Consider the following 24,375-nt stretch of genomic DNA (forward strand, 5'->3'; position numbering starts at 1 on the left):
TAAGTAAAGCCCGCTAATTGGTGAACTTAGCAACGCTAAGATATTTTGTTTATCGCAAATAAATAGTTAAAAGAAACATATCATAACAAATCGTGCACAATATTATAAAGGCAAAAGTAGTTCGGTCAGGAGTTGTTAATGTTGCACTTTCTGTATTCAAAACGCTGTTTTTTAGCGTAAAATTGTCTTTGCCTACGTCTTTAACAATCAAGGTTTTGAAAAACAATGTTACACTTTTGGTTTTTCAATAAAAGCCGGATTTTTGAGGTGTGAATCCGGAGTTGAAAATCAAAAAAATACCCCAAAATTTCTTTCAGGGTAATTATTCAAAAAGTAAAGGCTGAGCAAAAATTTATGCTGTTTTTACAACAGCCAGTTTTCGGTTTCGGGAGATAACGACCATAACGATCACTACACCCGTTAATGCCATTGCTACACCAACAAGGTTTGGCGAGGCATAGTTGTAACCCATAACTAGTGGTAATCCGCCAAGGAAGGCTCCAAGCGCGTTACCCATGTTAAACCCGGCTTGTAGCGAAGCTGAAGCTATCATCTCTGCACCTTTCGCTGCTTGTATCATAAGCATTTGTACCGGTGCAACAACGGCAAATGACAGGCTTCCGGTGACGAAAACCAATATGAGCGATACAATCTGGTTGCCCGATAAAAAGTAGACACCTAAAAGGTTTATCGCCATGATTACCAAAATGGTAAGTACTGTGGTAGCAGGGGAAAAGCGGTCGGCAAGATGGCCTCCGATAAAGTTGCCCACTACCATTCCCAATCCGGCCAGGATAAGGATGTAGGGTACATCTTCGGCTTCAAAATGTGATACCTCCGTCAACAGCGGCGAGATATAGCTTATCCAGCAGAACAATCCACCTGTCCCTATGGCAACGATAGCTATGATAAGCCATGCGTCAAGCTTGGTGAAGAATTGCAGTTGGGATTTAATATTGCCTGCTTTTTCGGAAGCAACGTTTGGCATCCACATTAGCAGGGAGATAAATGTGATTAAGCCTATGGCTGTTATGAGCACGAACGTATAACGCCAGTCGAAATTATGGCCGATGTAAGTGCCTACAGGTACGCCCACTACATTAGCAATAGTAAGTCCCGAGAACATAATGGCTATGGACTGCGCTTCTTTTCCTTTGTCGGCAAGACGGCTGGCTACAACAGCACCCACGCCGAAGAACGCACCATGCGGAAGCCCTGAGAAGAATCTCGATGCAAACAACAGGTTAAAACCCGGTGCTACGATAGAGAGTGCATTGAATATTGTTAGCATTAGTGCCATTGCTAAAAGCATTTTTTTAGGAGGGAAGTTACGCCCTGCGATAACCAATAGGGGGGCACCAATTACTACACCCAGCGCATAGGCCGAAATAAGGTAGCCTGCCTTTGGTATGCTGATATCCAGATCGGTGGCAATGTCGGGCAGCAGGCCCATCATTACGAATTCGGTTATGCCTATGGTAAGCCCGCCCAGGGCAAGCGGTAACAGACTTAATTTCATGTGTACAGATGTTTTAGATTTTTGGAAGTGCAAATGTACGATACAACCTGTTTAAAAAAGTTGTAAATTTGCGATACATGATTGTAACTATGTGATATGAAAAAACTAAGTCAGTTTGAGACCCTGGTTATTGATGAGTTTGAAGAAGAGAAATTTCACCTGCCATCGCACAGCCATACCTACTATGAGCTGATCTACATTGTGAGTGGCGAGGGTATACACCAGCTGAACAACAACCTGATAGCATATACTGCGGGCGACCTGTTTGCGATTTCTCCCGATGATGAACATTACTTCGATATACAGAAACTCACGCGCTTTGTGTATATAAAGTTTACAGATAGTTACTTTACTTCTAAGAAAAATCTGGCTACCGACGACCTGCTTATCAACACGCCGTACCAGTTTATGCGCGAAAAACTACTTAAGGAAAGCGTGCTGAAACTAGACGAGCCCTGCCGTACCATCTTAAAAAACACGGTAGGTAATATCACAGCCTACAAATGCCGTAAGGACGTTTCAGTTTCGCCCATAGTGTTTTACCAGATCCTCTCGATATTCGGACTGATAAAAGAAGCCATGAAGGGTATGGAACTTCCGGCGCAGGGTTGTGACTTTAACAACAAGCAGATCATTGCCTACATACACCAGAATATTTACAGTCCGGCGCAGGTGCAGGTTAAGGCTATTGCCACGCATTTTAATATTGCCCAAAGCTACTTCAGCGCCTACTTTAAGCGCAACTTTGGCATGACCTATCGCGACTACATCAATAACCTGCGTACCCAGCTTATCGAAAAGCGTATTGCCGACCGCAACATGCCCATTAAGCAGATTGCACACGAGTTTGGCTTTACCGACGAAAGCCACCTTTCCAACTATTTTAAAAAACGGAAGAATATTAAGCCGAGCGAGTTTGGGAAGTAGTAATAACATATTTATAGATCAAGTTGTAATGTTCTTTTTAAAGCACTTTTAAAGTTTAAAGGTTTTGAAAGTGAATTTATAAAACTCTCTTTTGATTTTTCCATCAAGTTATTAATGTAAAATAAGTCTTCTTCTTTTTTTAATAACAAAGATTTTATTTGATAAAGTATATTTTGAACGTCACTAAATATTTTTGGGTTTAAAGCGGAAAGATTATATATATATGAATGATAAAAATTTCGAATTTTGTGATATGCAAAAACATCATCATGTCGACTAAAAATTATGAGATACAGTTTTTTGAGGTAATTGATACCTTCGATATTATTATAGCTTGAAAAATATTCTTCATTTAAATAAAGTCGATCATCATGAAGAAATTTCATAATATATTTAATTAATTCCGCATGATTAAACTTACTCAAAACATCTAATGAATTTGTAATATAGTATTCATGCCTGCCGTTGAGATATTCCAAAGCTTTATCAATTATAAAATCACTTTCAATTTCCTTTCTTATCATGATTTTAATTGCAGACCAACAAATACTCATATTAATATCTTGGCAACAATCTTTTAAAAAGTCTGTATCTTTTGATGAATCAATGAATTTGGACAATGTTGTTTCATCATTAAAAGTCCATTCATCTTCTAAAAAATATTTTTTTATTATATCATACGTTTCTTCGATTTTGTTGTCAACTGAATAATTAAAATGATTGATGGTAGAAGAAAAGGATAGGTTCGATTCGTGCATATTTTTTACAATTATATGTTTCAAATCAGAGATGTCTAGTTTAGATTTTATTAATTCAAAAATATTTTCCCCATCGATTTCGATATCGGAAAACTTGACGCTTTTCACTAAAAAATCATTTGACAGCTCAATATCAAACTTTTTAGTAAATAAATAGATTGTTTTTAATTTTTTATAGCTTTGATTTTGGTATTGTACTTTTTCGAAATCAAAATTGTTTGATGTGAATTTTGTCCACTCTTCAATATATTTTTTTTGCTCAGAAGATATTTTTAATTCAGAACTGTTTTTAGCGTGATTATCTAATTGATTTGCTAGTTCAGAAACCATTACGTAATCATCTTTTAAAAGATCTTCAAGATCTTTTAAATTAACAATGTTGCTTTTTCTAATAAAGGTATGTAATAGTTTTATAGAGGAGTCAATAGCAGTGTTCCAATGTCCATTTTTTTCATACCATTCTGAGTCAATCTGATAGACTATATTTCTATTAATTACTTTTGTTTTATATAAAGTAAATATTTTATTTATTTCTTGCACCAATTCATCCTTCTTAAATAATATGTCAAAATTTTCCTGAATCTTCTTCTGAAAATTTTCTCTTAATAAGATAATATCAGATTCAGTAGAGACAACTTCATTAAATTTGAAGCCTTTTAATTGCATCAAAGAATCAAATTTTGCTGCTAAAGTTCGATTATTAATGTTTCCTATATAATTTCTGAAGATTTCTACATCTTTACTTTCTACAGTTTTAAGGTCTATATTCTCGACTAGAAATTCAATAATTTCATCATTTGCAATTGAGGCTAAAAAAAACATAATATCATTAAAATCCAATTCTCTAAAAATATGTTTTGCCACAATGAAATTAGTACTCGAACCGTTTATTATCTTTGCTAACGGCGTTTCGTTTAATGAATATTTAAATCCGTTCTTGACTAAATCAATTAATTTTATAATGAAATCTTGATTGTCATCTATAAATTTGATGCATTTAAGGTATATTTTTTCGCTAAATTCAAAATCGAATTTGGAGGAATATTGATAATCGAAATAATACCTTATTATTTCAAGAAAGTGGTCAGGATTTTTTAACTTCAAAATAAGTTCTTCCGATAATTTTTGAGAAGAATATATATGATTAATCTTTTCACGATTAGTTATATTATTGAGTTTTAGGAATTCACTTTTTATGAACTCAAACATCTCATCTATATTTTCGTAGTCTAAAAGAAGACTTTCTAGATTGTTTGCAATTGAAGCGTCGTCATTGTTTGAAAGTGTTTTAAAAATTAAATGTAGATAATTGCTGTCTAAGTGCAAATTTTGAAGTTTAATGAAAGTTAATATTTGTGATAAAATGTTAATCTCCAAGTTATCATCATTTAATTGTATAATCAAATTTTCTTTCAATTCTTGGCACAAAGTTTTTGGAATGTCCATGTGTGACATTAATTCATAAGCAGATATAATTGCTCTAAAATGAGATGTTTTATTAGAAACTACCGCTGTTAAATACTGAAAATTTTCTGAACAATTGCCGAATTTTGCTACTTCCTCAGCAAAAATATTTTTATTCTGGGTTATCCAAAAGGTGTTTTCGATACATTGTGTTTGAAAATATTTTTGAAAAACCTGAATACGTAAATAGTTAGTTAACCTGTCTTTATCCATTTTAAAAAGCACTTCGATTTGGTTTGTTATTAACCAACTAATTAGTTTTTCAAATTCCGGGTCGTCATTTTTAAACAAATTGATTAAAAATGATATAGAATTAAAAAGCGAAGGATGTATTGAGTTAGTATTTTCAATTTTTATAATTGAAAGTATTTCATCAAAGGATTTGTTAGTAAGTGCGGAGGCAACAAAATATTCTTGAATTTGACGATGTTTAAAAGTCCAATTCTTAGAGTTTTGTAAAGGAGTAATTAACGGATTTTCTAAAAAATCTAAATGTTTTTCACCTAATATTTTGTTTAGTTCTTCTTCAGTCAAATAATTCTGCTGCATTAACTCATTAACAAAAGCAACTTTTTTTAGATCTTTTTTGGTTTCAGGAATATTTAATGTGTATTTTTTTATTTGTTTTACTTTATGTTCTTCTAGAGTAGAATTTATGTATAAATCCCACATTTCAGCATTTGATTCTGGTAATTTGCCATTCAATTTATAAAACTTTGCAAAAATACCTAAGAAGAATGGATTTTCAAGATAGGTATAGTTGTTGTCAAAACGTGAAAAAGTTAGTTTTAAATCAAATTGATTTTGCAAAATATTCAGTGCTTGATCTAAAGTTAATTTTCGTAAAAATAAAGGTTCAAATTTAATACTCTTGATGATATATTTATCGTAAATATTTGTTCTGCAGCTGATTACAAATTTAAGGCGTAAGCTTTTATATTTAGTTATAAAAATCTCCAAATCAGAAATAAAGCTATGTATTTCAGAAATTTCGTCTAATCCGTCGAAAATAAATATGATACTATGTAAATCTCTCCAATTTTGATATGGTATGAGGTCTTCTATTTTGTAGTTACTTCTATAATTTTTTAAATTTATAAAAAATGGAAGTAATAATGTTTTGTCTTTTGATTCCCATAATTTACCGAATAAGTTTTTTAGTTCTGTAGTTTTCCCAATACCTGGTTCGCCTAACAAAACAATTTTATCATAGTCATTTACATATTCTATTAATGTTTTTTCTTCAACATCATCATTGAAAAAATCAGATAATGAAATATTTTCAAATCTGCTTAAAAATCTATTTTCGTAAAAATCTGAAATTTTCATATCAATTCACTATAAAATCATCTCGTTTTAAAATCATCTTTTGTGTAGGTCTATCCTTTCGATAAATATTATGCCCTTTTAATATGTAAGTACCATCTGGTGGCGCAGTTTCCACATCAGCAGCATAAATTTCTTTAGACGAAATGTATTTTCTAGGAAATATAGATTCGATTGCATATTTTTCAATATCAATGTCAATTATTTGATATCCGGTTTGATAAGGTTCATTAGTTTCACCAGGATAATTTAAAGCTGCACGGCCGCGTAATCCTACGCAAGCACTTATAGAACTTACTTCCATGATTTGTTCATGTTTATGGCTATGTCCATATAGCATCAGCTCAAATTCATGATTCGTTAAAATTTGTTTTATTTTTTGCTGTTCACGAAGATCTGCAAGGTTATGATGAAGGAGCACAATATTTAGTACTGTATTTTCTCTTTCTAGTGCATTTTTGCCATCGTAAAATTGCTGAGTTCCTATATAGTGAGTTTCATCGAAATCTCTAATCCTACATGTTGAACATCTCCACGAATCATTAATCATTAAAAATCCTATTTTTTCATCTTTATAGGTGTGTATGTAAACAGATTCATTATTGCTGAAAATATAGTTTATATTATCTTGATGATATCTATTTTCAAACTGTTTAAAAGATTTAATTCGCTCATTGTTTTTATTGAAATCAAATTTATTTTCTTTTAGGATCTTTTCTATATTATCATCATTCAGTTCTTTTATAAGTGCTTTCTCATTTACCCAAAGTATTTCATTTTCATCAATGTCATGATTTCCAGGGACAAATAAGAACTTATCTTTTGAGATTTTCAATTTTTTGCAAATGGGTTCTATATAAACTTTTTCAAAAAAATCATAAGGATCAGTTGACTGTTTGTAGTCATCAAGCTGTTTAAGAGAATGCCCTCCTTTATCTATCAAATCACCTGTGATTAATATTAAATCTATTGGTTTCTCGGATTTATTAAAGTGTGTTAAATCATTAATCAAAGCATTATGACAAGAATTTTTAAATTCTGTATAATTGCTCGCTGATAAATGTATGTCAGATAGATGCACTAATCTCATTCCATATCGATATTATTATCAAATGTAAGATTTTTAGTTGGATATTATTAACAATTTTCCTACCCCAACATCACATCCTTAACCGGGCTGAAATGTCCAGTGCTGCTTTCCAGTCGTTTTAATATGGTAATGCGGTCGCACAGCCATTCGTCGTGGTAGTCAAAAGCGGTAAGATCTTCAATACGCTCAAAGTCGGCCGTAGCAATAGTGCGGGCAATGGTAACGTGTGGGTGTATTACCTTTTTTGCGCGTGGTGCCTTATCCAGAATACTTGTTTGACGGTAGCTTTTTTTTGCGATGGGTTTCGGGTCAAGCAGTTCAACAAGGTTGTTTACCGGATCCGGGTTTTCAATTTTCAGGCACAGCGTACGCGAAACACCGCCGTGTTTCAGCACCTCGTGTCCGTCCAGCTTAATGGTAAAAGGCTCCTGGCTTGAAGCCACCTTTTTAACCAGTTTCAGTACCTGGTTATCGGCTGTAGCCCTCATCTTAAACAACGATACATGCGCAACCGACTTACGATTGTAATCTTCCAGTCCAATAAGCGTATGCAATTGCTCCTTTAGCCCGTCTACCGCTTCTTTTATAGCGTCGGAAGGCGAGAGCAGCACGAAGTACTCGTACACATTCTCGTTGAAAAGGGTTAATTGCGCGTTGTTCTTTTTGGCCATTGTTTTTACTTGTGGTGCAAAAATAGAAATAAGTTTAAAGTTTAAGGTTTAAATGTTTAAAGTTTTGCCATTCTTGTGATTTACTTAACGGTTAACGGATTTTAGAGGTTTGAGTCTTCCCCTCCTTTGGAGGGGTGCCTGAAAGGCGGGGTGGTTTATAATAGTGATTAATGGGATGCGGATAACGCGGATCTACGATAGTAACGTTTCTTGCTTCATTGTGAGGTTTATGAGAGATTTCTCCATTCCGCTGCAGTTCAGTCGAAATGACAGAGCGTTCTAGCTCCCTTTTCCTTTGGAGAGCCTTTCTCGCCTTGGCGGAGGGCTGGGGGTGAGGACTTTTTTGTAACTTAGTACATCCAAAACATCCAACCCAGAAACATGGAAACAGTTAAACAACTTCTCCCTACTAAAATACTTTCCCGAAAAGACGAGATCACTGCCGATTTCATAGCCCTTGCCGAAAACCATATCTCCAGACTTATGACAGGTGCCGATACAAAGCGTTTAAGTGCTTCCGACTTTGGGAAGCGGCTGTTTATTAATCCGCGCCACCTTACCACGACGCTTAAACTGACAATGGATTCGTCGGTATGCGACTATATGGAAAACCGTTTTACCGAAGAAGCCCAAAAGCTACTTACCGAAACCGACCTTTCCATCGCCGAGATCGGACTCCGTTTTGCCTATAGCGAAGCAACAAACTTCACCAAATTTTTTAAAGGCATGACGGGACTTACACCGTTGCAGTACCGTAAACAGTTTCGGGTTTAGAGTTTCGGGTTGATTGTGTTGTGTGTTTTGTCATTCTGAGCGAAACGCAGTGGAGTCGAAGGATCTCTTATAGATAGATATTTGCTTCGTTAGTCTGTCTAAATCCTTAATTTTCATTAAGCTACGCTTCAGTCGAAATGACAGAACGTCCAGCGAAGGGCTACTACCGTTCTTCGATCCTCTCTCCTTAGTAGAGGGGCTGGGGGTGAGGAAATTTTAACAATTGTTCAATTTCCATCAATCCTCTTATTGCGTATTTTTGTAAAAAACAAGGAAGCAAATGTACGATAGGATAAGAGAGAAATTGAGCATTCTTGCAGACGCGGCAAAGTACGATGTGTCGTGTTCTTCCAGTGGCGGAAACCGTAAAAACGACAACAAAGGTATAGGCGATAGCTCTGCCAGTGGCATCTGCCATACGTATACCGAAGACGGTCGTTGCGTTTCCCTTTTAAAGATTTTGCTGACCAATCATTGCATTTACGACTGCGCTTTTTGTGTGTCGCGTAAAAGCAACGACGTTCAACGCGCTGCTTTTACCGTTGATGAGGTTGTAGAACTTACCATGAGTTTTTACCGCCGTAATTATATCGAGGGATTGTTCCTTAGTTCGGGTATTTTTAAGAATGCCGATTTCACAATGGAACGCCTGGTGCGCATCGTGAAACGCCTTCGCCTTGAAGAGCGCTTTAACGGATATATCCACCTAAAAACTATTCCCGGGGCGAGTCAGGAATTGCTTACCGAAGCCGGATTGTATGCCGACCGTATGAGTATTAACCTTGAAATGCCGACCGAAATAGGTCTGAAGCTTCTGGCACCGGACAAATCGCACGAAGATGTAAAGAAACCGCTGGCTTTTATTCAGGAGGGTATTACCAAATTTAAAGACGAAAAGAAAACCGGACTTATAAAAAGCGTTCCGAAGTTTGTGCCTGCGGGTCAGAGTACTCAAATGGTAATTGGTGCCACACCGGAATCTGACATGGAGATCATGTACAGTGCCGATGAATACTATAAAAACTTCTCACTAAAAAGGGTGTATTACTCGGGGTATATCCCAATTAGTTATGATACCCGCATGCCTGTCATTGGCAGTCAACCACCATTATTGCGTGAAAACCGTTTGTATCAAACCGACTGGCTAATGCGTTTCTACGGCTTCAACGTAAAAGAACTGCTGAATACTAAGAATCCGCATTTAGATACCGATATCGACCCGAAACTAAGCTGGGCATTGCGTAACCTTGACCAGTTTCCGATTGATATTAATACCGCCGATTATCGTATGATACTTCGTGTTCCGGGGATAGGAGTGCAGTCGGCCAATAAAATTGTGCAGGCACGTAAGTTTTGTAAACTCCGTAGCGACCAGTTACAGAAAATAGGAATTGCCTACAATCGTGCAAAGCACTTCATCCGCTGTGCTGATAGCCCAATTTTGCTTAACGAACCCGATGCACCGCACCTTAAGAACATCATCCTTGCCGATAGCAACAGCAAATACCTGAAAGTACCGCAGAATCAATTGAGCTTGTTTTAGTAAGTAAGCTAATCGCCCTATTACAAATAGTAAGGCTTGACTTTTTGTTTCTTTTGCGTTAAGGCAAAAGAAAAAGATAAAAAAGAGATTTATGACAACCTACGTCTTTGATGGTTCCTTTGAAGGGCTTCTTACTTCCATTTTCGAGTTTTACGATAGGAAGGAAAAGGCTGTGCAGTTAATTTGGGATAGGTATTACCAACCCTCAATGCTGGATGAAGCCCTGGAAGTAATAAACGATGAAGCAAAAGCGAAACGTGTTTGGGACGGACTAAAAAAGAAACTGTCACCCGACTGGCGTACCCGTTTTTATAAGTCGTATTTAAGTGAAGACCCGCAGACTTTTCAGGATTTGTTCGATTTTGCCCGCTATATTTTTGACAGTCCGGCAGGTGCCGAAGCAAACTTTGGTAATCCGTATGTTATGGCGGTTTCTAAAATGGATAAAAAGGTCAACCGAGAAAGGCACCGCATGAAAGCGTTTATACGTTTTCAGCAGACCGCCGATGGTATTTACTACTGTCCGATTGAACCCGACTTTAATGTACTGCCACTTATCGTTTCGTTCTTTAAAAACCGTTATGCCGATCAGCAATGGATTATTTATGACGTTAAACGTAAATACGGACTCTTCTACGACCTGCACACCGTCCAGGAAATTACATATGAATTTGTTTCGGAAATAGACACTAAGAAGATAGTACTCCCAACAGAATTGCTTGACACCAAAGAAGAGCTGGCATCAATACTTTGGAAAGATTATTTTAATAGTACTAATATTCCTGCCCGTAAAAACATGAAGCTCCACATTCAGCACGTTCCAAAACGCTACTGGAAGTATTTGAATGAAAAAGAAGGGAAGAACTAAGACTACTTATCTTCTTTCTTTCCGCCAAGTTTAACGCCCACATTGCCGTCTTTGTCGTCTTCGGCTGTAAGGTGTACCACGATACCGCGGTTACGGCGTTTTGCGAGTTCATCCTTGTCAGTGATGTCTTTATCTTTTTTAGGGTTACGTAGTGGTACATCTACATAAATTTGCGTGCCTTTGCCAAACGAATAGATACCTTCAATATCCATATTCAAGACACTCGAATTGATTTGCATCGGGTGAATGGTAACTTTCTCTCCGGCGATATCAAGATCGCCTTTCAGGTTGTAAAATTCAATATTGTTCATATCACGGAATGGGAATGCAAACTTGCCCACCTTACGAACCGGATCAAAGTTTATCAGTTTTCCTTTTTTTAGTCCGAAGAATACTTTACCATACATTGATTTTGGCACCATAGTACCTTTGTCGGTTATCGTTCCTGCCATATTAATATCGGAAGAAAACAAACCTTCCAGGTTCTTATGGTCCAGCGTTGTCATTCCGAAGTTATTAAACGCATAAAAGAATTTCCTTATATCCACATTACTTACAGCGGCATTCAGTTTAAATTGGTTGTTCTTACCCTTTTGCACCATGCTGCCATTCATTACCAATGAGCCGTTTGCATGTTTTAATCCGGCATTTTTCAGGATAACTCCCGTATCAGTAAGCAATACATTCGCTTTTACACCGGTAGCAAGGAATTTATTGTAGTACAATTTATCTACTACAAGCTTCATATCTACATTGCTTTTCTCAAAGATCTCGTTCATCTCTTTGGTAAAGTTGCCTTTTTTATTCTGGCGAATGGCGGCCTGCGCATTCTGCCTGCTGCCTAAAAAGCTCATGAACTCGCCCAAGTGCAATTGTGGGCTATAAATGTTCCACGTAAGCACCATTTTTTGAGGATCGGTATAATACAGGTTCAGGAAGTTTTTAACCGAACCTTCCATGTTAACCGTGCTCTTTCCGCTTTTCATGATGATCTGGCTTATGTTGAGGTCATCCTGAGTAAAATCAAGTCCCACAGATACATCTTTAAATTCCAGCTTACGGGGTACATAGGTAACATTGGCATCTTTAATATTTACTAATCCGGTAAAGTAAGGTTTAGATATTTTGAAGTTTACAATATCTGCTTTAAAGTTTACTTTCATATCGGCAGTACCTTTAGTAAAGGTGAGCAGGTCTTCATCGATAACATTTTTAAGTTGCGACATTTCAAAGTGCGAACTAAAATCGCCAACAGCAACAGGAGTATCAAGGTTAAGGATAAAAGTTTTCTTCATGTTTACGGGAAGCCCGGCATAATTACCCCGAAAATTATAAAGTTTTATAGCCGAATTGGCATCGGTCATGCCCTTATCTTTTATATGGTTGTTGGTAAAGATACCCGTGAAGCTGCAATCAGAAACTACACCGCCGGGGGTGTCCAGTTCGTTGTTTTTTATGAAGGCATTAACACGGATAAGCGGGTCACCCTCGTCGTTAAAATCGCCTATAAGGTCGCATTTTACAGCTATAGGTTCTTTCAGGGTAAACATATCAAGCTTTTCGCTGATGTTGGGTGATAGCAAATGCGATGCGTCGCGCCAAAGTATACTTTCATTGCTAATGTTTATGGCAAAGTCTGACGAATCATCTGCGATCTGGAATTTAGCACCAATGGTAAAATCTTCGCCGCCTATTTCTAAACGGTTAGGGGCAAAAACAATATAGTCATCTTCATATACAATCTCAAACGTGCCGTCAAGAGTTTTGTCTTTAATGAAACTTCCCCGTTCGGTATTAAACGCCATACTATGCGCCATGCCTTTAAGGGTTGCATCTGCTTCCCAGCCAAAAAGGGAATAATCTACATTCGCAGAAAGATCATCCACCGTAAATTTATACAGCTTATGCCTTTGGCGGTTGTCTATCGCAAGGGTTACATTTTCAAGGTCTAGCTTTCGCAATTGTGGAAACATGCCGCCGCCACCTTCTTCGCCTTTTGTTTTCTTTTTCTTTGCAATGGCAGTATTGCTGTACCCTTTTTCATCGGTGTACATATCTATTGCAGCATTGCGAATGCTTATCTTTTTTATTTCTATAGTTCCTCGTAACAGCGCAACAATATTTACGGCAACTTCCAGTTCGCCTGCTTTTAATAGCGTATGATTATGCTGTTTAAAAAGACTGTCCTGAATAGTAACATTTTCAAGCCGAAGCGACACACGCGGAAATCCTTTTAAAAAGGTTGGTTCCATATTGCCAACGGTAAGTTTGCCGGTTAGCCCGCCGTTAAGTTCTTTTAATAGTGAAGCCTGAACTTCTTTTTTATGAGTGTTTATATACCATGCAAGGCCTATATAAAGGGCAATGGTAAGTATAAACAGTGTTAGTATAGTACCGCAGAGTAGCCGCGCCCATCGGGGTAGGTGTAGTTCTGATAAATACTTTCTTGCTTTGGCGATCATAGTTTAGGGGATTGAAGTAATAGGGCTGCTTCCAGCCAAACATTAAATTTACTGCATAATTGTTTATATTTTTTGTTAATTTTTGAATAGCTGTTTAATGAAACAAAAAATGCGGCTTTGTTGGCCGCATTTTATAAAATTCTGAATTGGTTTATTTCCAATATGTGGTATCAACAGTAAAGCCAATACCTGCAATGCTTAGTTTTTTCCATTCTCCCTGGCTTGTGTCGCGCGATATTATAGGTGTTGCCAGCAGTGCCGCCGAAAAGTATATTCTTCCGGGAGCATCTTCAATCCACTCCAGGCTCACAAAAAAATCGTCTTCTACCATAATGTTGTATGGTATAAGGTCTACCGTGAGCTTGCCCGAACTTCTGGGCGCGGTAACAATTATATTTTCTTTGGTAATAAGCGCATCGGGCATACCTTTCTTAACGCTGTAAAAGTTGAGGCGCATTTTTACTTCCGGATTTTTATCAGAAGCTATAGAGGCTGAAAAGGTTTTAAGCAAGGTGGGCGATCCTTTTATCCGCATAACCATACCGACTTCATTACCCAGTTTATTAGAGGTGAAAGAAGCGGTAACACTTTGCGATTCGGTTTTATTGCCCAGCAGTTTTTCTTTTTGTTTTCTGTTGGTTACCACTATCTCTTTAAGCTGCGTTGCTTGCTCTTTAAGCTGAATGTCTCGATTTGACGACAGTCGGCTGGCGAGGTCAGCTACAATAAAATCCCTCGTTGCATAACCTATCATAGAAATCCTAACGGTATCTGCCGAATGGCCTTCGGGTACAGGCAGGGTAAATTTTCCGTTTTCGTCAGATACGGTTCCTATATTCTTTTTTACCACTCCCACATTTACATATGGCAGGGGTTCTCCCGTTTGGGCATCTTTAAGTGTTCCTTTAAGTGTTTGGGCACTTGCGGCGGCTACTGCCGAAAGAAAAATAAGTGTAGTTATAAAGTGTTTCATTGGTAGTGGTTTAACTAGTAAACGAAGAATCGTAATAAATGTTACCGGAAAGCAAAAAATACTCGGCTACATGACTTTTGTCATAAAATAGCGAGTGGCATAGATGTTACTTTGCGTATAAAACTTAAGTTATGCAGTACTGGATAAAACTAACGAAACAGCCCCGCACCGAAAGAATACAAGCTGCCCTTTCCGAAAATGTGAACTTTTCTACCGATGCCTCTCTTGGGTATCCTGCCTCCAAGCTGAACGGTAAAGTATTTTACGATGATGCGCCCTTTCTTAAAGATGCGCCGGTGCTGCAAACTTTTGTTGCTAATCCTAATCACATAGGGCAACAATCACTGGTACAAGATCGTGGTGATGGATCATGTGGAGACCGACCATCTTGCAAAGTTTTCCAATGCACTTCGCAATCATCATGATGAGGTAGCTGCACAATCTCTTCAACAGGACAATGTGCTTACGACATAGTACAGGACTTAGTTATCGATTAAAAAAATAAAAACTACACTATAATGAGAACACAATTAACCAATCGTTTTTCTGCACAGGGAACTGCCGCAGCCTATTTTGCCCATGCATCTTTACAGCATGAGGATGAAAAAACAACCACTTTAGGTGACGAAGTGAAAGAGGATAAGGCTTATATTTGTGATAAACAATGCCACAAATGCAAATGCCTGACGAAAACCTCTACTTTATAGCGCTTATTCCGCATGATGATGTGGCTGATGCCGTAACCGGATTTAAAAACGATTTTGCCGAAAATTATAGCAGCAGCAAGGCATTAAGGAGTATGCCCCACATTACGTTGAAGGCACCCTTTAAGCTTGCTAAGAGAGAACATAAGCAGTTGCAGGAATGGTTTAAAGGCATTCGCCCGATGGTGGAGTCGTTTATGGTGGAACTGGAAGATTTTGGGAGTTTTCCCAATAAAGATAATCCCGTTATATATGTAAAGCCGGTAATGACGCCAAACCTGGAGCGATTGCAGAAAGCAATACTTAATTCTTTTGAACACGCTTACCCGCAGATAACGATACCGTATACAGAGCGTACTTTTCATCCGCACATGACCATTGCGTACCGCGATTTAACACCCGATCAGTATGCCCGCGCTATAGATATATACCAGCATAAAAAGTACAGTGCCTTTTTTAGGGCAGATAAGTTTTGCCTGCTTCAGCACAACGGTAAACAATGGAATGTTATTTTAGAGCATTCTCTTTAGCTGTTGTTGGTGATAGTTGGTTGTCGGTTGTTGGTTTTCGGAAGCTTTCTGAATGAAATTGAACGAAACTATTGGCGCAGGACAATAGCTGTATATTACTATAAAAAGGCGTAAAAAATTAAATCTTTACGCCTTTTTATGAATCTATCAACCGACAACTATCAACCACAATTATTGCCCGGCTAATTATAAAAACATCCCTCCGGAAGCTTCTATTCGTTGCGCATTTACCCATTTGGCATCTTCGGTACAAAGAAAGGCAACTACGCTGCCAATATCGTCGGGTAAACCTACACGTCCAAGAGCGGTTTGGGATGCTAGGAATTTATTAACATCATTATTGTCACGTACCATTCCTCCTCCAAAATCGGTTTCTATAGCGCCCGGAGCTACGATATTGCTACGTATTCCCCTTGCGCCAAGTTCTTTCGCCTGGTATTTGGTTAATACTTCCATACCGCCTTTCATAGATGCATACGCTGCATAGCCAGGGGTGCTGAAACGTGCAAGACCGCTAGAGATGTTTACAATACCTCCGCCATCTGCAAGTATAGGCAATGCTTTCTGTGTAATAAAGAAAGGTGCTTTAAAGTGGATGTTTACCAATGTGTCAAACTGCTCTATAGTTGTATCTGCAAATGAGGCATGGATACCAATACCTGCATTATTTACAAGGTAATCGAACTTATCTGCGTCGAAAACAGAAGAAAGCGTTTTAGCTACCGCTGCAAAAAACGGATCGAAATTAGCTGTATCGCTAACATTAAGCTGAAGTGCAGCTGCTTTCTGGCCCAGTGCCTCAATTTCGGCAACAACTTCATCAGCTTCTTCTTTTTTGCTGTTGTAAGTAAGTATAACGTCGAGGCCTTTTTTTGCAATGGCAACAGCCATATTTCTTCCCAGTCCGCGGCTACCGCCGGTAACAAGTGCTATTTTAGTAGACATAGTATTTATTTTATCCTCACCCCGGCCCTCTCCAAAGGAGAGATAGGAGATTGGTGATTATTTATATTACAAAGTTAGGAGAGGGTAATGCGTTAAAAATGGTGGAGACTTCAGTATTTTAAGTAGCAGAGTTTCAAAGTAGCAAAGTTCTCTCAACGGTTTCAGTCCCCTCTTCTTCTGAGAGGGGGTGGGGTGAGAACAAAAAAAGCGCGGAAATTATTCCGCGCCTCTATATTATCATGGTTATATTCCGACAACCATTAACTAGTTTCTTAAAGCATTAAGCCTTGCTACATATTTGCCAACCACATCAAATTCAAGGTTTATAACAGTTCCTGCTGCAATAGCATTAAAGTTAGTGTGTTCGTAAGTGTATGGAATAATTGCCACGCTAAATTCGTTTGCTTTAGAATTTACCACAGTAAGACTAACACCATTAACAGTGATAGATCCTTTTTCTATAGTAATGTTGTTGGCTGCGGCATCATACTCAAAAGTGTAATACCAGCTTCCGTTAGCATTTTCAACCAATTTACATACTCCTGTCTGGTCTACATGCCCCTGAACAATGTGCCCGTCGAGCCTGTCGCCAAGTTTCATGGCACGCTCTAAATTTACAATTCCGCCCACTTTCCAGTCGCCAAGATTGGTTTTATCCAGTGTCTCCCTTATTGCGGTAACCGTATAGTCATCGGCGTTAACAGCTACTACGGTAAGGCATACACCATCGTGGCTTACGCTCTGGTCTATCTTAAGTTCGTGGGTAATAGCAGAAGTTATGGTAAAGTGTATATTGTCGTTATCCTTAATTATTTCTTTTATAGTTCCCTGTGTTTCTATAATTCCTGTAAACATGCTGATTTATTTTACTAAATTTGTAGCTTCAAAAGTACAATAAAACAGCATCATGACAAAAAAGGCAGAAAATGTGATTTTGGGTATATCTATAGGTGACCTTAACGGCGTAGGGCCTGAGGTAATTTTAAAAACCTTTGAAGATGCCCGAATGCTGGAATTTTGTACACCGGTTATATTTGGTAACGTAAAAGTGATGTCTTTCATCAAGAAAACATTCGAACTTACCTGTAACCTGCACGGTATAGACAGCCTTGACCAACTGGTTGTTGGCAAGATAAACGTGCTTAACATTTGGCGTGAAAGCGTAAATGTAGAGTTTGGTAAGAATGATGAGGTTGTAGGGCAGTACGCTATTAAGTCGTTTACCGAAGCCGTTGCTGCATTAAAAGAAAAAAAGATAGACCTGCTGGTAACGGCGCCTATTAATAAATACAATATACAATCGGAAGAGTTTAAGTTTCCGGGGCATACTGATTATCTTGATAAAGAGCTTGAGGGCGATGCGCTTATGCTTATGGTTCAGGATAACCTTCGTGTTGGCCTGTTAACCGACCATATTCCGGTAAATGAGGTTTCGGCACATTTAACCGAAGCACTTATCCGTAAAAAGTTACTTACCGTAAACCATTCCCTTGTACAGGATTTCGGAATCAACAAACCTAAAATTGCCGTGCTGGGTGTAAATCCGCACAGTGGCGATAATGGTGTTATTGGTAAGGAAGACGATGCTGTGGTGAAACCGGCATTAAAAAAACTGTTTGAGGAAGGCGTGCTTGTTTTTGGGCCGTTTTCGGCAGATAGTTTCTTTGGAAGCGGGCAGTATGAAAAATACGATGCTGTAATTGCAGCTTACCATGACCAGGGACTTATACCGTTTAAAACCCTTGCTTTTGGCGGAGGTGTTAACTACACGGCAGGGCTTGAGGCGATAAGAACATCGCCCGATCATGGTACGGCTTATGATATAGCAGGTAAGGGACTAGCAGACTATAATTCGTTTAAAGAAGCTGTATATATGGCAATTGATATATATCATTCGAGGGCGCAATATGCAGAACTGACTGAAAACCCTTTGAAAATCAGGGAAAAACAGTTATAAACAAAAAAATGTTCATAACCGTTTTGGAATTGCAATAATTTTATATCTTTGCACGCTCAAAACTGTTGTAACGAAATGAGTTGCGGTAAATTAGGCCGTAAATATTGAGTTTAACAATTAAAAAAACCGACTGGAAATGAAAGTGAACAAAGAATTTTTAATTCCGTTTGCGGGATTGAAACAAGGAAAGCACCAGTTTGAGTTTGAGATTAATAAAGCGTTCTTTGATGACTTTGGTTTTGATGACTATAACGATGTCAACATCAAAGTAAATCTTGTTCTTGAAAAAAAGATCATGATGCTGGAGCTTGGCTTTAAGCATAAAGGTACGGTAAACGTGCCGTGTGATACTACAAATGAGGATTTTGACCTGCCTGTTAAAGGTAAGCTGGATCTTATAGTGAAATTTGGAGATGAGTATAACGACGACCACGACGAAATACTTATCCTGCCGCATGGTGAGTTTCAGGTAGACGTATCGCAATATATCTATGAAATGATTGTATTGTCGGTGCCTTCAAGAAGGATACATCCGGGAGTTAAAGACGGTACAATTGCCGTTGATATATTAGACAAACTGAACGAGCTTTCTCCGAAAGAAGAAAAGCAGGTAGAAGAAGATAAAAAAGAGAATACAGATCCCCGTTGGGACGAATTAAAAAAACTATTAACGGATAAATAATATAGTAAAATGGCACATCCTAAGAGAAAGACCTCGAAAACCAGAAGAGACAAGAGAAGAACACACTATAAAGCGTCTGTTCCTCAAATCGCTACATGTCCTGTAACAGGAGAAGCGCATTTATATCACAGAGCTTACTGGCATGAAGGCAAAATGTACTACAGAGGCCAGGTTGTAATAGACAAAGCAGAAGCTGTAGCATAATTGCGATAAAAAATAGGGTAAAACTCTCACACCGTGAGAGTTTTTTTGTTAAATACCCATTTTTTTAAATTAACGGGGCTTATTGCAATTCTATCTATGATTTTTTTGTAATTTCCACCACTTTTCAAATTCCTCAACTGAGATTGAAAAATTTATCCTATGAGTAAAATAACAGCCGCCATTACAGCAGTGGGGGGATATGTTCCTGACTTTGTTTTATCTAATAAAGTTCTGGAAACAATGGTAGACACTAACGATGAGTGGATTACTTCCCGTACTGGTATTAAAGAAAGGCGCATTCTTAAAGATAAAGATAAGGGTACATCCTTTTTAGCTATAAAAGCAGCCGAAGACTTACTTGCTAAGTCTGGCACAAACCCGGCAGAGATTGATATGGTGCTTTTAGCAACCACTACTCCTGATATGCCGGTTGCAGCAACAGCAGTTTATGTTGCATCACACATAGGCGCAGTAAACGCCTTTGCCTACGACCTGCAGGCAGCATGTTCCAGTTTTTTATACGGTATGAGTACCGCAGCGGCCTACATTGAGTCTGGTCGTTATAAAAAAGTTCTTGTTATTGGAGCAGATAAAATGTCTTCTATTATTGATTATACCGACAGGGCTACCTGCATTATCTTTGGAGATGGTGCCGGAGCAGCATTGTTTGAACCTAATACCGAAGGTCTTGGACTTCAGGATGAAATTTTAAGGAGCGACGGTATTGGCCGTGAATTCCTTAAGATCGAAGCGGGAGGATCTTTACTTCCCCCGTCTCAGGAAACTATAGACAACAGACAGCATTTTGTTCACCAGGACGGTAAAACAGTATTTAAATATGCTGTATCTAATATGGCAGACGTTAGTGAGAAGATTATGAATAACAATAACCTTACTAACGACGATGTTAACTGGCTTATAGCGCACCAGGCTAACAAGAGGATTATAGATGCTACAGCATCACGTATGAATCTTGATGAAGCTAAAGTGCTTGTAAACATAGAAAAATATGGTAATACAACATCTGCAACACTGCCTTTGTTGTTAAATGACTTTGAACACCTTTTCAAAAAGGGAGATAATCTTATCTTTGCCTCTTTTGGCGGAGGGTTTACATGGGGTTCCATTTACCTTAAATGGGCGTACGACAAAAAATAACAAAACAAACTATACAAAAACGGAAATTATGGATATTAGAGAAATTCAAAACCTAATCAAGTTTGTAGCAAAATCCGGAGCTACAGAAGTTAAGTTGGAGATGGATGATATTAAGATCACCATAAAAACTACAGAAGCAGGCGCTTCTGAGCCTACAACTTACATTCAGCATGTTCCGCAGCAACAACAGAATTTTGCTCCTGTTGCTCAGGCTGCTCCACAGGCACCGGCTGCTCCTGCTGCACCAGCAGTAGACGAGAATGCAAAATACATTACTATCAAATCGCCTATTATTGGTACACTATACAGGAAACCATCTCCGGACAAACCAGTGTTTGTAGAAGTTGGAAGTACTATCTCTAAAGGAGATGTAGTTTGTGTTATCGAGGCTATGAAATTGTTCAACGAAATCGAGTCTGAAGTTTCTGGTAAAATCGTTAAGGTTTTAGTTGACGACGCTTCTCCGGTAGAGTTTGACCAACCACTATTCTTAGTAGACCCGTCTTAATAATTTTAAATGATGAATTTTGAATGCTGATTTAGTATTCAGATCAATCTAAAAGTTATAATTCGAAATTTAAAATACTAAAGACATGTTTAAAAAAGTACTAATTGCAAACAGGGGAGAGATTGCACTACGTGTAATAAGGACCTGCAGGGAGATGGGTATTAAAACAGTAGCTGTTTATTCTACTGCAGATGCCGAAAGCCTTCACGTTAAGTTTGCAGATGAGGCAGTTTGCATTGGCCCACCGCCAAGTAACCTTTCTTATCTTAAGATATCGAACATTATTGCTGCTGCAGAAATTACTAATGCAGATGCTATACACCCGGGTTATGGTTTCTTATCTGAAAACGCTAAGTTTTCTAAGATATGTGCAGAACACGGTATTAAATTTATTGGTGCTTCGCCGGATATGATTGACAAAATGGGAGACAAAGCTACGGCTAAAGCTACCATGAAGGCTGCCGGTGTACCTTGTGTACCGGGATCTGACGGACTTCTTGATTCTTACGAGCATGCCGAACAACTTGCAAAAGAATTTGGCTACCCTGTAATGCTTAAAGCTACTGCCGGTGGTGGTGGTAAAGGTATGAGGGCTGTATGGAAACATGAAGAGCTTCTTAAAGCGTGGGAAAGCGCAAGGCAGGAAGCTGCTGCATCTTTTGGTAACGACGGTATGTATATGGAGAAGCTTATTGAAGAGCCTCGCCACATAGAAATCCAGATCGTTGGTGATTCATTTGGTAAAGCATGTCACCTTTCTGAGAGGGACTGTTCTGTACAAAGACGCCACCAAAAGCTTACTGAAGAAACACCATCTCCGTTTATGACGGATGAGCTTCGTACCAAAATGGGTGAAGCTGCTGTTAAAGCTGCTGAATATATTAAATATGAAGGTGCCGGTACGGTTGAGTTTCTTGTAGACAAACACAGGAATTTCTATTTCATGGAAATGAATACACGTATACAGGTAGAGCACCCAATTACCGAGCAGGTAATTGATTATGACCTTATCCGTGAGCAGATACTTGTTGCTGCAGGTGTGCCTATTTCAGGTAAAAACTACCTTCCGCAGCTTCACTCTATAGAGTGCCGTATTAATGCTGAAGATCCATATAACGACTTTAGGCCGTCTCCGGGTAAAATTACTACCCTGCATATGCCGGGCGGACACGGAGTGCGTTTAGATACTCATGTTTACTCTGGGTATACTATTCCGCCGAACTATGATTCAATGATCGCTAAGCTGATAACTACTGCCCAGACCAGGGAAGAGGCTATTAACAAAATGAAGCGTGCACTTGATGAGTTTGTGATTGAAGGGATCAAAACTACGATACCTTTCCACAGGCAGTTAATGGATGAGCCGGATTATGTAGCCGGTAATTACACCACTAAATTTATGGAGTCTTTTAAAATGAAAGATCCCGCATAATAAAAAAAAATTAACCCACGTATACTAGCGTGGGTTTTTTGTTTTATATTAGTATCTGCAAAAAATGGTATGATACTTGTTTTTGCCATAATCTATAAACCAAAAATAATAAGCAATGTTAAAAATGATTATTTCTGCAGCTAAAACTATGGTAGGTGTTACTGTTATGCTGCTTGCATTTACAACAACGGTATCTGCACAGGATCGCACCGCTGAAGGTGCTAAAAGAGCAACTGATAAAATGAAAGCCGAACTTTCTCTAACAGATGCACAATACCCTAAAGTTGAAAAAATCAATAAAGATTTTATCGCAAAAACTCAGGAGAACCGTGCGCTTACGAATCAAGTTGAAAGAGAAAACAGTGTAAAAGCACTTAGTGAAGACAGAGATACACAATTAAAAGCTGTTCTTACTGAGGAACAATTTAAGGCATATAATGCTAAAAAAGCTGCAAGGTTAAATACTATTAAAGAGAGACGTGCGGTTAAACAAGGCACAGAGCTTCGTAAGCAGGAAATAAAGAAATCATAATTAGAAGCCTCCCAATCGGGGGGCTTTTTTGTGTTTAACGTGATATACCCTAAACTAAATTACTGTTTAAACAGATATTTTTTTGCAATATGATGGGCGATACAATTTATCGTATATTTTTGCGGTTATATAGTATTGTAAAACATAAAACCTCTAAAATAATGATGATCAAAAAATTTACTTCAATTGCGAAAAGAATGCTAGGTGCAGCTGCATTATTACTTGCTGTGACTACGACAGTCTACGGACAGGAAACAGACAAAATTGCGGATGCCAGTAAAACGGTAGCTTCTCAAATGAAAATGCAACTTACACTCAACGATAACCAATACACGCAGGTTGTAGAAGTTAACAAGGCTTATTTAAAAAAGGTTAAAGACTGTAAAGCATCAGGTGATACTGCTCCTGCAAAAGCAAAAAAAATGCAGGTACTTAATGAGGAAAGAGACGGAAAATTAAAATCTGTACTTACGGAAGTTCAATATAAAAAATATGGTGCTGGTAGGGCAGAGAATATCAAAAAACTCAAAGAAGCTGCCAGTATTTAAAATGTAAGGTCTCACGTAAGTGGGACCTTTTTTATTTAATTATTAAATAATATTACTACTCAGATCTAGTAAATCGCCGAATTATCTTGATATAATAGACATTGTTAATACTTTGTCAGGACAATTTCAACAGGCTAACAGCTGATTTAATCGATGAATTGCAAATAAAATCCATTTGTCTTACAGTCAATACGTTAAACTTTTTTATCTAATTAAAACAATCTCAGCGCATTATGCGTTACTGTAAGTTTAAACTTAGATAAAGTTAAAAATATCACAATTAAATTGTAGGGTTTTTTTGCATTAAACTGTTTCTTTGTGTGTGAAAAAGAAATAATAACTGTTTTTAAATTGTTCTGAGTATGGATACGGATATGTCGCCACTGTTTAATAATAGCTGTGGAAAAATATTTAATGATAAGGTAATTTTAGCTTCTCCTAACAGAGAAAGCCATGTGAAATTTGATTCTATTGAAAAACTGGAATTTAAAACACGTGTAAGTTTTAAATCGTTGCTTTGGGTTCTTATATCTTCATCTTTCTTTTTGATACTTTATCTTGAAAGAAATCTTGACGGATGGCTTTATGCGCTTATTGGTGCTGTAGCATTGGGCTTTACTATTTTGTCGCTTATAATGGTTGAAAAAAACCACCATATTATGCTACAGCTTAACGATGGTTCGAGAACAAGGATTAACGTTGCCAAGGATAATAAAAAAGACGCTAAGAAATTTGTTGACATCGCTAAGAAAAAGAAGATGGCAGCTTAAGTAAAATATGCTGATACTAAAAATGCCCGG

Annotated in this window: 22 protein-coding genes and 1 pseudogene; 15 read left to right on the top strand and 8 right to left on the bottom strand. The window is 37.9% G+C overall.

Annotation, left to right across the window (positions count from 1 at the left end; all coding sequences use genetic code 11):
- Positions 1-352: 352 nt before the first annotated feature.
- Positions 353-1,519 (bottom strand): hypothetical protein, encoded by a 1,167-nt coding sequence (locus tag ALW18_11400; GenBank protein AOE53069.1) that lies wholly within the window; start codon positions 1,517-1,519, stop codon positions 353-355.
- A 96-nt stretch (positions 1,520-1,615) separates the two neighbouring features.
- Here ALW18_11400 and ALW18_11405 point away from each other — a divergent pair, with 96 nt between their 5' ends.
- Positions 1,616-2,446, top strand: a complete 831-nt coding sequence (locus ALW18_11405; GenBank protein AOE53070.1) for a cupin — start codon at positions 1,616-1,618, stop codon at positions 2,444-2,446.
- 11 nt (positions 2,447-2,457) lie between these two features.
- Here the strand turns inward: ALW18_11405 and ALW18_11410 are convergent, their stop codons facing one another.
- Genes ALW18_11410 through ALW18_11420 form a run of 3 tightly spaced genes read right to left on the bottom strand, consistent with a single transcriptional unit; the run spans position 2,458 to position 7,755 of the window.
- Entirely contained in the window at positions 2,458-5,997 is a 3,540-nt protein-coding gene (locus ALW18_11410; protein AOE53071.1) for a hypothetical protein, read from the bottom strand.
- Position 5,998: 1 nt separating this feature from the next.
- Positions 5,999-7,084, bottom strand: coding sequence for a hypothetical protein (locus tag ALW18_11415; protein AOE53072.1), 1,086 nt, complete (start codon positions 7,082-7,084; stop codon positions 5,999-6,001).
- Positions 7,085-7,143: 59 nt separating this feature from the next.
- Positions 7,144-7,755 carry a hypothetical protein gene (locus tag ALW18_11420; protein AOE53073.1) on the bottom strand — a complete coding sequence of 204 codons (612 nt, stop codon included), beginning with the start codon at positions 7,753-7,755 and terminating at the stop codon, positions 7,144-7,146.
- Between the two features lie 534 nt (positions 7,756-8,289).
- Here ALW18_11420 and ALW18_11425 point away from each other — a divergent pair.
- From ALW18_11425 to ALW18_11435, 3 genes and pseudogenes are all read left to right on the top strand, one after another.
- Positions 8,290-8,529, top strand: a pseudogene (locus ALW18_11425) (hypothetical protein).
- Between the two features lie 280 nt (positions 8,530-8,809).
- Complete coding sequence (locus tag ALW18_11430; protein ID AOE53074.1) at positions 8,810-10,072, top strand: radical SAM protein; 1,263 nt, start codon at positions 8,810-8,812, stop codon at positions 10,070-10,072.
- Between the two features lie 91 nt (positions 10,073-10,163).
- Positions 10,164-10,940, top strand: coding sequence for a DNA metabolism protein (locus ALW18_11435; GenBank protein AOE53075.1), 777 nt, complete (start codon positions 10,164-10,166; stop codon positions 10,938-10,940).
- A gap of 2 nt (positions 10,941-10,942) precedes the next feature.
- Here the strand turns inward: ALW18_11435 and ALW18_11440 are convergent, their stop codons facing one another.
- Complete coding sequence (locus tag ALW18_11440) at positions 10,943-13,402, bottom strand: AsmA family protein (protein AOE53076.1); 2,460 nt, start codon at positions 13,400-13,402, stop codon at positions 10,943-10,945.
- A gap of 151 nt (positions 13,403-13,553) precedes the next feature.
- On the bottom strand, positions 13,554-14,375 hold the full coding sequence (locus ALW18_11445) for a hypothetical protein (protein AOE53077.1): 822 nt from the start codon (positions 14,373-14,375) through the stop codon (positions 13,554-13,556).
- 131 nt (positions 14,376-14,506) lie between these two features.
- Here ALW18_11445 and ALW18_11450 point away from each other — a divergent pair, with 131 nt between their 5' ends.
- A complete protein-coding gene (locus ALW18_11450; protein AOE53078.1) occupies positions 14,507-14,800 on the top strand; it encodes a hypothetical protein in 294 nt (97 codons plus the stop codon).
- Between the two features lie 248 nt (positions 14,801-15,048).
- Entirely contained in the window at positions 15,049-15,609 is a 561-nt protein-coding gene (locus tag ALW18_11455) for a hypothetical protein (protein AOE53079.1), read from the top strand.
- A gap of 186 nt (positions 15,610-15,795) precedes the next feature.
- On the opposite strand, the gene ALW18_11460 is transcribed toward ALW18_11455, so the two are convergent.
- Positions 15,796-16,554 carry a short-chain dehydrogenase gene (locus ALW18_11460; protein ID AOE53080.1) on the bottom strand — a complete coding sequence of 253 codons (759 nt, stop codon included), beginning with the start codon at positions 16,552-16,554 and terminating at the stop codon, positions 15,796-15,798.
- Between the two features lie 264 nt (positions 16,555-16,818).
- Positions 16,819-17,409 carry a riboflavin synthase subunit alpha gene (locus ALW18_11465; GenBank protein ID AOE53081.1) on the bottom strand — a complete coding sequence of 197 codons (591 nt, stop codon included), beginning with the start codon at positions 17,407-17,409 and terminating at the stop codon, positions 16,819-16,821.
- Between the two features lie 52 nt (positions 17,410-17,461).
- On the opposite strand from ALW18_11465, the gene ALW18_11470 reads away from it, so the two are divergent.
- From ALW18_11470 to ALW18_11510, 9 genes are all read left to right on the top strand, one after another.
- Positions 17,462-18,511, top strand: coding sequence for a 4-hydroxythreonine-4-phosphate dehydrogenase (locus tag ALW18_11470; protein ID AOE53082.1), 1,050 nt, complete (start codon positions 17,462-17,464; stop codon positions 18,509-18,511).
- Between the two features lie 136 nt (positions 18,512-18,647).
- On the top strand, positions 18,648-19,193 hold the full coding sequence (locus ALW18_11475; GenBank protein AOE53083.1) for a DNA-binding protein: 546 nt from the start codon (positions 18,648-18,650) through the stop codon (positions 19,191-19,193).
- Positions 19,194-19,202: 9 nt separating this feature from the next.
- Positions 19,203-19,397: a 50S ribosomal protein L32 gene (locus ALW18_11480; protein AOE53084.1), complete on the top strand. Its 195-nt coding sequence runs from the start codon at positions 19,203-19,205 to the stop codon at positions 19,395-19,397.
- 159 nt (positions 19,398-19,556) lie between these two features.
- The gene (locus tag ALW18_11485; GenBank protein AOE53085.1) at positions 19,557-20,555 is read left to right on the top strand and encodes a 3-oxoacyl-ACP synthase; all 999 of its coding nucleotides are present in this window, start codon (positions 19,557-19,559) and stop codon (positions 20,553-20,555) included.
- A 28-nt stretch (positions 20,556-20,583) separates the two neighbouring features.
- The gene (locus ALW18_11490; GenBank protein AOE53086.1) at positions 20,584-21,063 is read left to right on the top strand and encodes an acetyl-CoA carboxylase; all 480 of its coding nucleotides are present in this window, start codon (positions 20,584-20,586) and stop codon (positions 21,061-21,063) included.
- Positions 21,064-21,148: 85 nt separating this feature from the next.
- Positions 21,149-22,495, top strand: a complete 1,347-nt coding sequence (locus ALW18_11495; GenBank protein AOE53087.1) for an acetyl-CoA carboxylase — start codon at positions 21,149-21,151, stop codon at positions 22,493-22,495.
- Positions 22,496-22,610: 115 nt separating this feature from the next.
- Positions 22,611-23,027, top strand: a complete 417-nt coding sequence (locus ALW18_11500) for a hypothetical protein (GenBank protein AOE53088.1) — start codon at positions 22,611-22,613, stop codon at positions 23,025-23,027.
- A gap of 89 nt (positions 23,028-23,116) precedes the next feature.
- The gene (locus tag ALW18_11505) at positions 23,117-23,575 is read left to right on the top strand and encodes a hypothetical protein (GenBank protein AOE53089.1); all 459 of its coding nucleotides are present in this window, start codon (positions 23,117-23,119) and stop codon (positions 23,573-23,575) included.
- Positions 23,576-23,937: 362 nt separating this feature from the next.
- Entirely contained in the window at positions 23,938-24,345 is a 408-nt protein-coding gene (locus ALW18_11510; protein AOE53090.1) for a hypothetical protein, read from the top strand.
- Positions 24,346-24,375: the final 30 nt, after the last annotated feature.

Origin of the sequence: Flavobacterium psychrophilum (assembly GCA_001708385.1) — a bacterium.
Classification (GTDB): Bacteria; Bacteroidota; Bacteroidia; order Flavobacteriales; family Flavobacteriaceae; genus Flavobacterium; species Flavobacterium psychrophilum_A.

Coding starts and splice junctions, on each gene's coding strand:
- ALW18_11400 (AOE53069.1), bottom strand. CDS start 1,519: ATGAAATTAAGTCTGTTACCGCTTGCCCTGGGCGGGCTTACCATAGGC.
- ALW18_11405 (AOE53070.1), top strand. CDS start 1,616: ATGAAAAAACTAAGTCAGTTTGAGACCCTGGTTATTGATGAGTTTGAA.
- ALW18_11410 (AOE53071.1), bottom strand. CDS start 5,997: ATGAAAATTTCAGATTTTTACGAAAATAGATTTTTAAGCAGATTTGAA.
- ALW18_11415 (AOE53072.1), bottom strand. CDS start 7,084: ATGAGATTAGTGCATCTATCTGACATACATTTATCAGCGAGCAATTAT.
- ALW18_11420 (AOE53073.1), bottom strand. CDS start 7,755: ATGGCCAAAAAGAACAACGCGCAATTAACCCTTTTCAACGAGAATGTG.
- ALW18_11430 (AOE53074.1), top strand. CDS start 8,810: ATGTACGATAGGATAAGAGAGAAATTGAGCATTCTTGCAGACGCGGCA.
- ALW18_11435 (AOE53075.1), top strand. CDS start 10,164: ATGACAACCTACGTCTTTGATGGTTCCTTTGAAGGGCTTCTTACTTCC.
- ALW18_11440 (AOE53076.1), bottom strand. CDS start 13,402: ATGATCGCCAAAGCAAGAAAGTATTTATCAGAACTACACCTACCCCGA.
- ALW18_11445 (AOE53077.1), bottom strand. CDS start 14,375: ATGAAACACTTTATAACTACACTTATTTTTCTTTCGGCAGTAGCCGCC.
- ALW18_11450 (AOE53078.1), top strand. CDS start 14,507: ATGCAGTACTGGATAAAACTAACGAAACAGCCCCGCACCGAAAGAATA.
- ALW18_11455 (AOE53079.1), top strand. CDS start 15,049: ATGCAAATGCCTGACGAAAACCTCTACTTTATAGCGCTTATTCCGCAT.
- ALW18_11460 (AOE53080.1), bottom strand. CDS start 16,554: ATGTCTACTAAAATAGCACTTGTTACCGGCGGTAGCCGCGGACTGGGA.
- ALW18_11465 (AOE53081.1), bottom strand. CDS start 17,409: ATGTTTACAGGAATTATAGAAACACAGGGAACTATAAAAGAAATAATT.
- ALW18_11470 (AOE53082.1), top strand. CDS start 17,462: ATGACAAAAAAGGCAGAAAATGTGATTTTGGGTATATCTATAGGTGAC.
- ALW18_11475 (AOE53083.1), top strand. CDS start 18,648: ATGAAAGTGAACAAAGAATTTTTAATTCCGTTTGCGGGATTGAAACAA.
- ALW18_11480 (AOE53084.1), top strand. CDS start 19,203: ATGGCACATCCTAAGAGAAAGACCTCGAAAACCAGAAGAGACAAGAGA.
- ALW18_11485 (AOE53085.1), top strand. CDS start 19,557: ATGAGTAAAATAACAGCCGCCATTACAGCAGTGGGGGGATATGTTCCT.
- ALW18_11490 (AOE53086.1), top strand. CDS start 20,584: ATGGATATTAGAGAAATTCAAAACCTAATCAAGTTTGTAGCAAAATCC.
- ALW18_11495 (AOE53087.1), top strand. CDS start 21,149: ATGTTTAAAAAAGTACTAATTGCAAACAGGGGAGAGATTGCACTACGT.
- ALW18_11500 (AOE53088.1), top strand. CDS start 22,611: ATGTTAAAAATGATTATTTCTGCAGCTAAAACTATGGTAGGTGTTACT.
- ALW18_11505 (AOE53089.1), top strand. CDS start 23,117: ATGATGGGCGATACAATTTATCGTATATTTTTGCGGTTATATAGTATT.
- ALW18_11510 (AOE53090.1), top strand. CDS start 23,938: ATGGATACGGATATGTCGCCACTGTTTAATAATAGCTGTGGAAAAATA.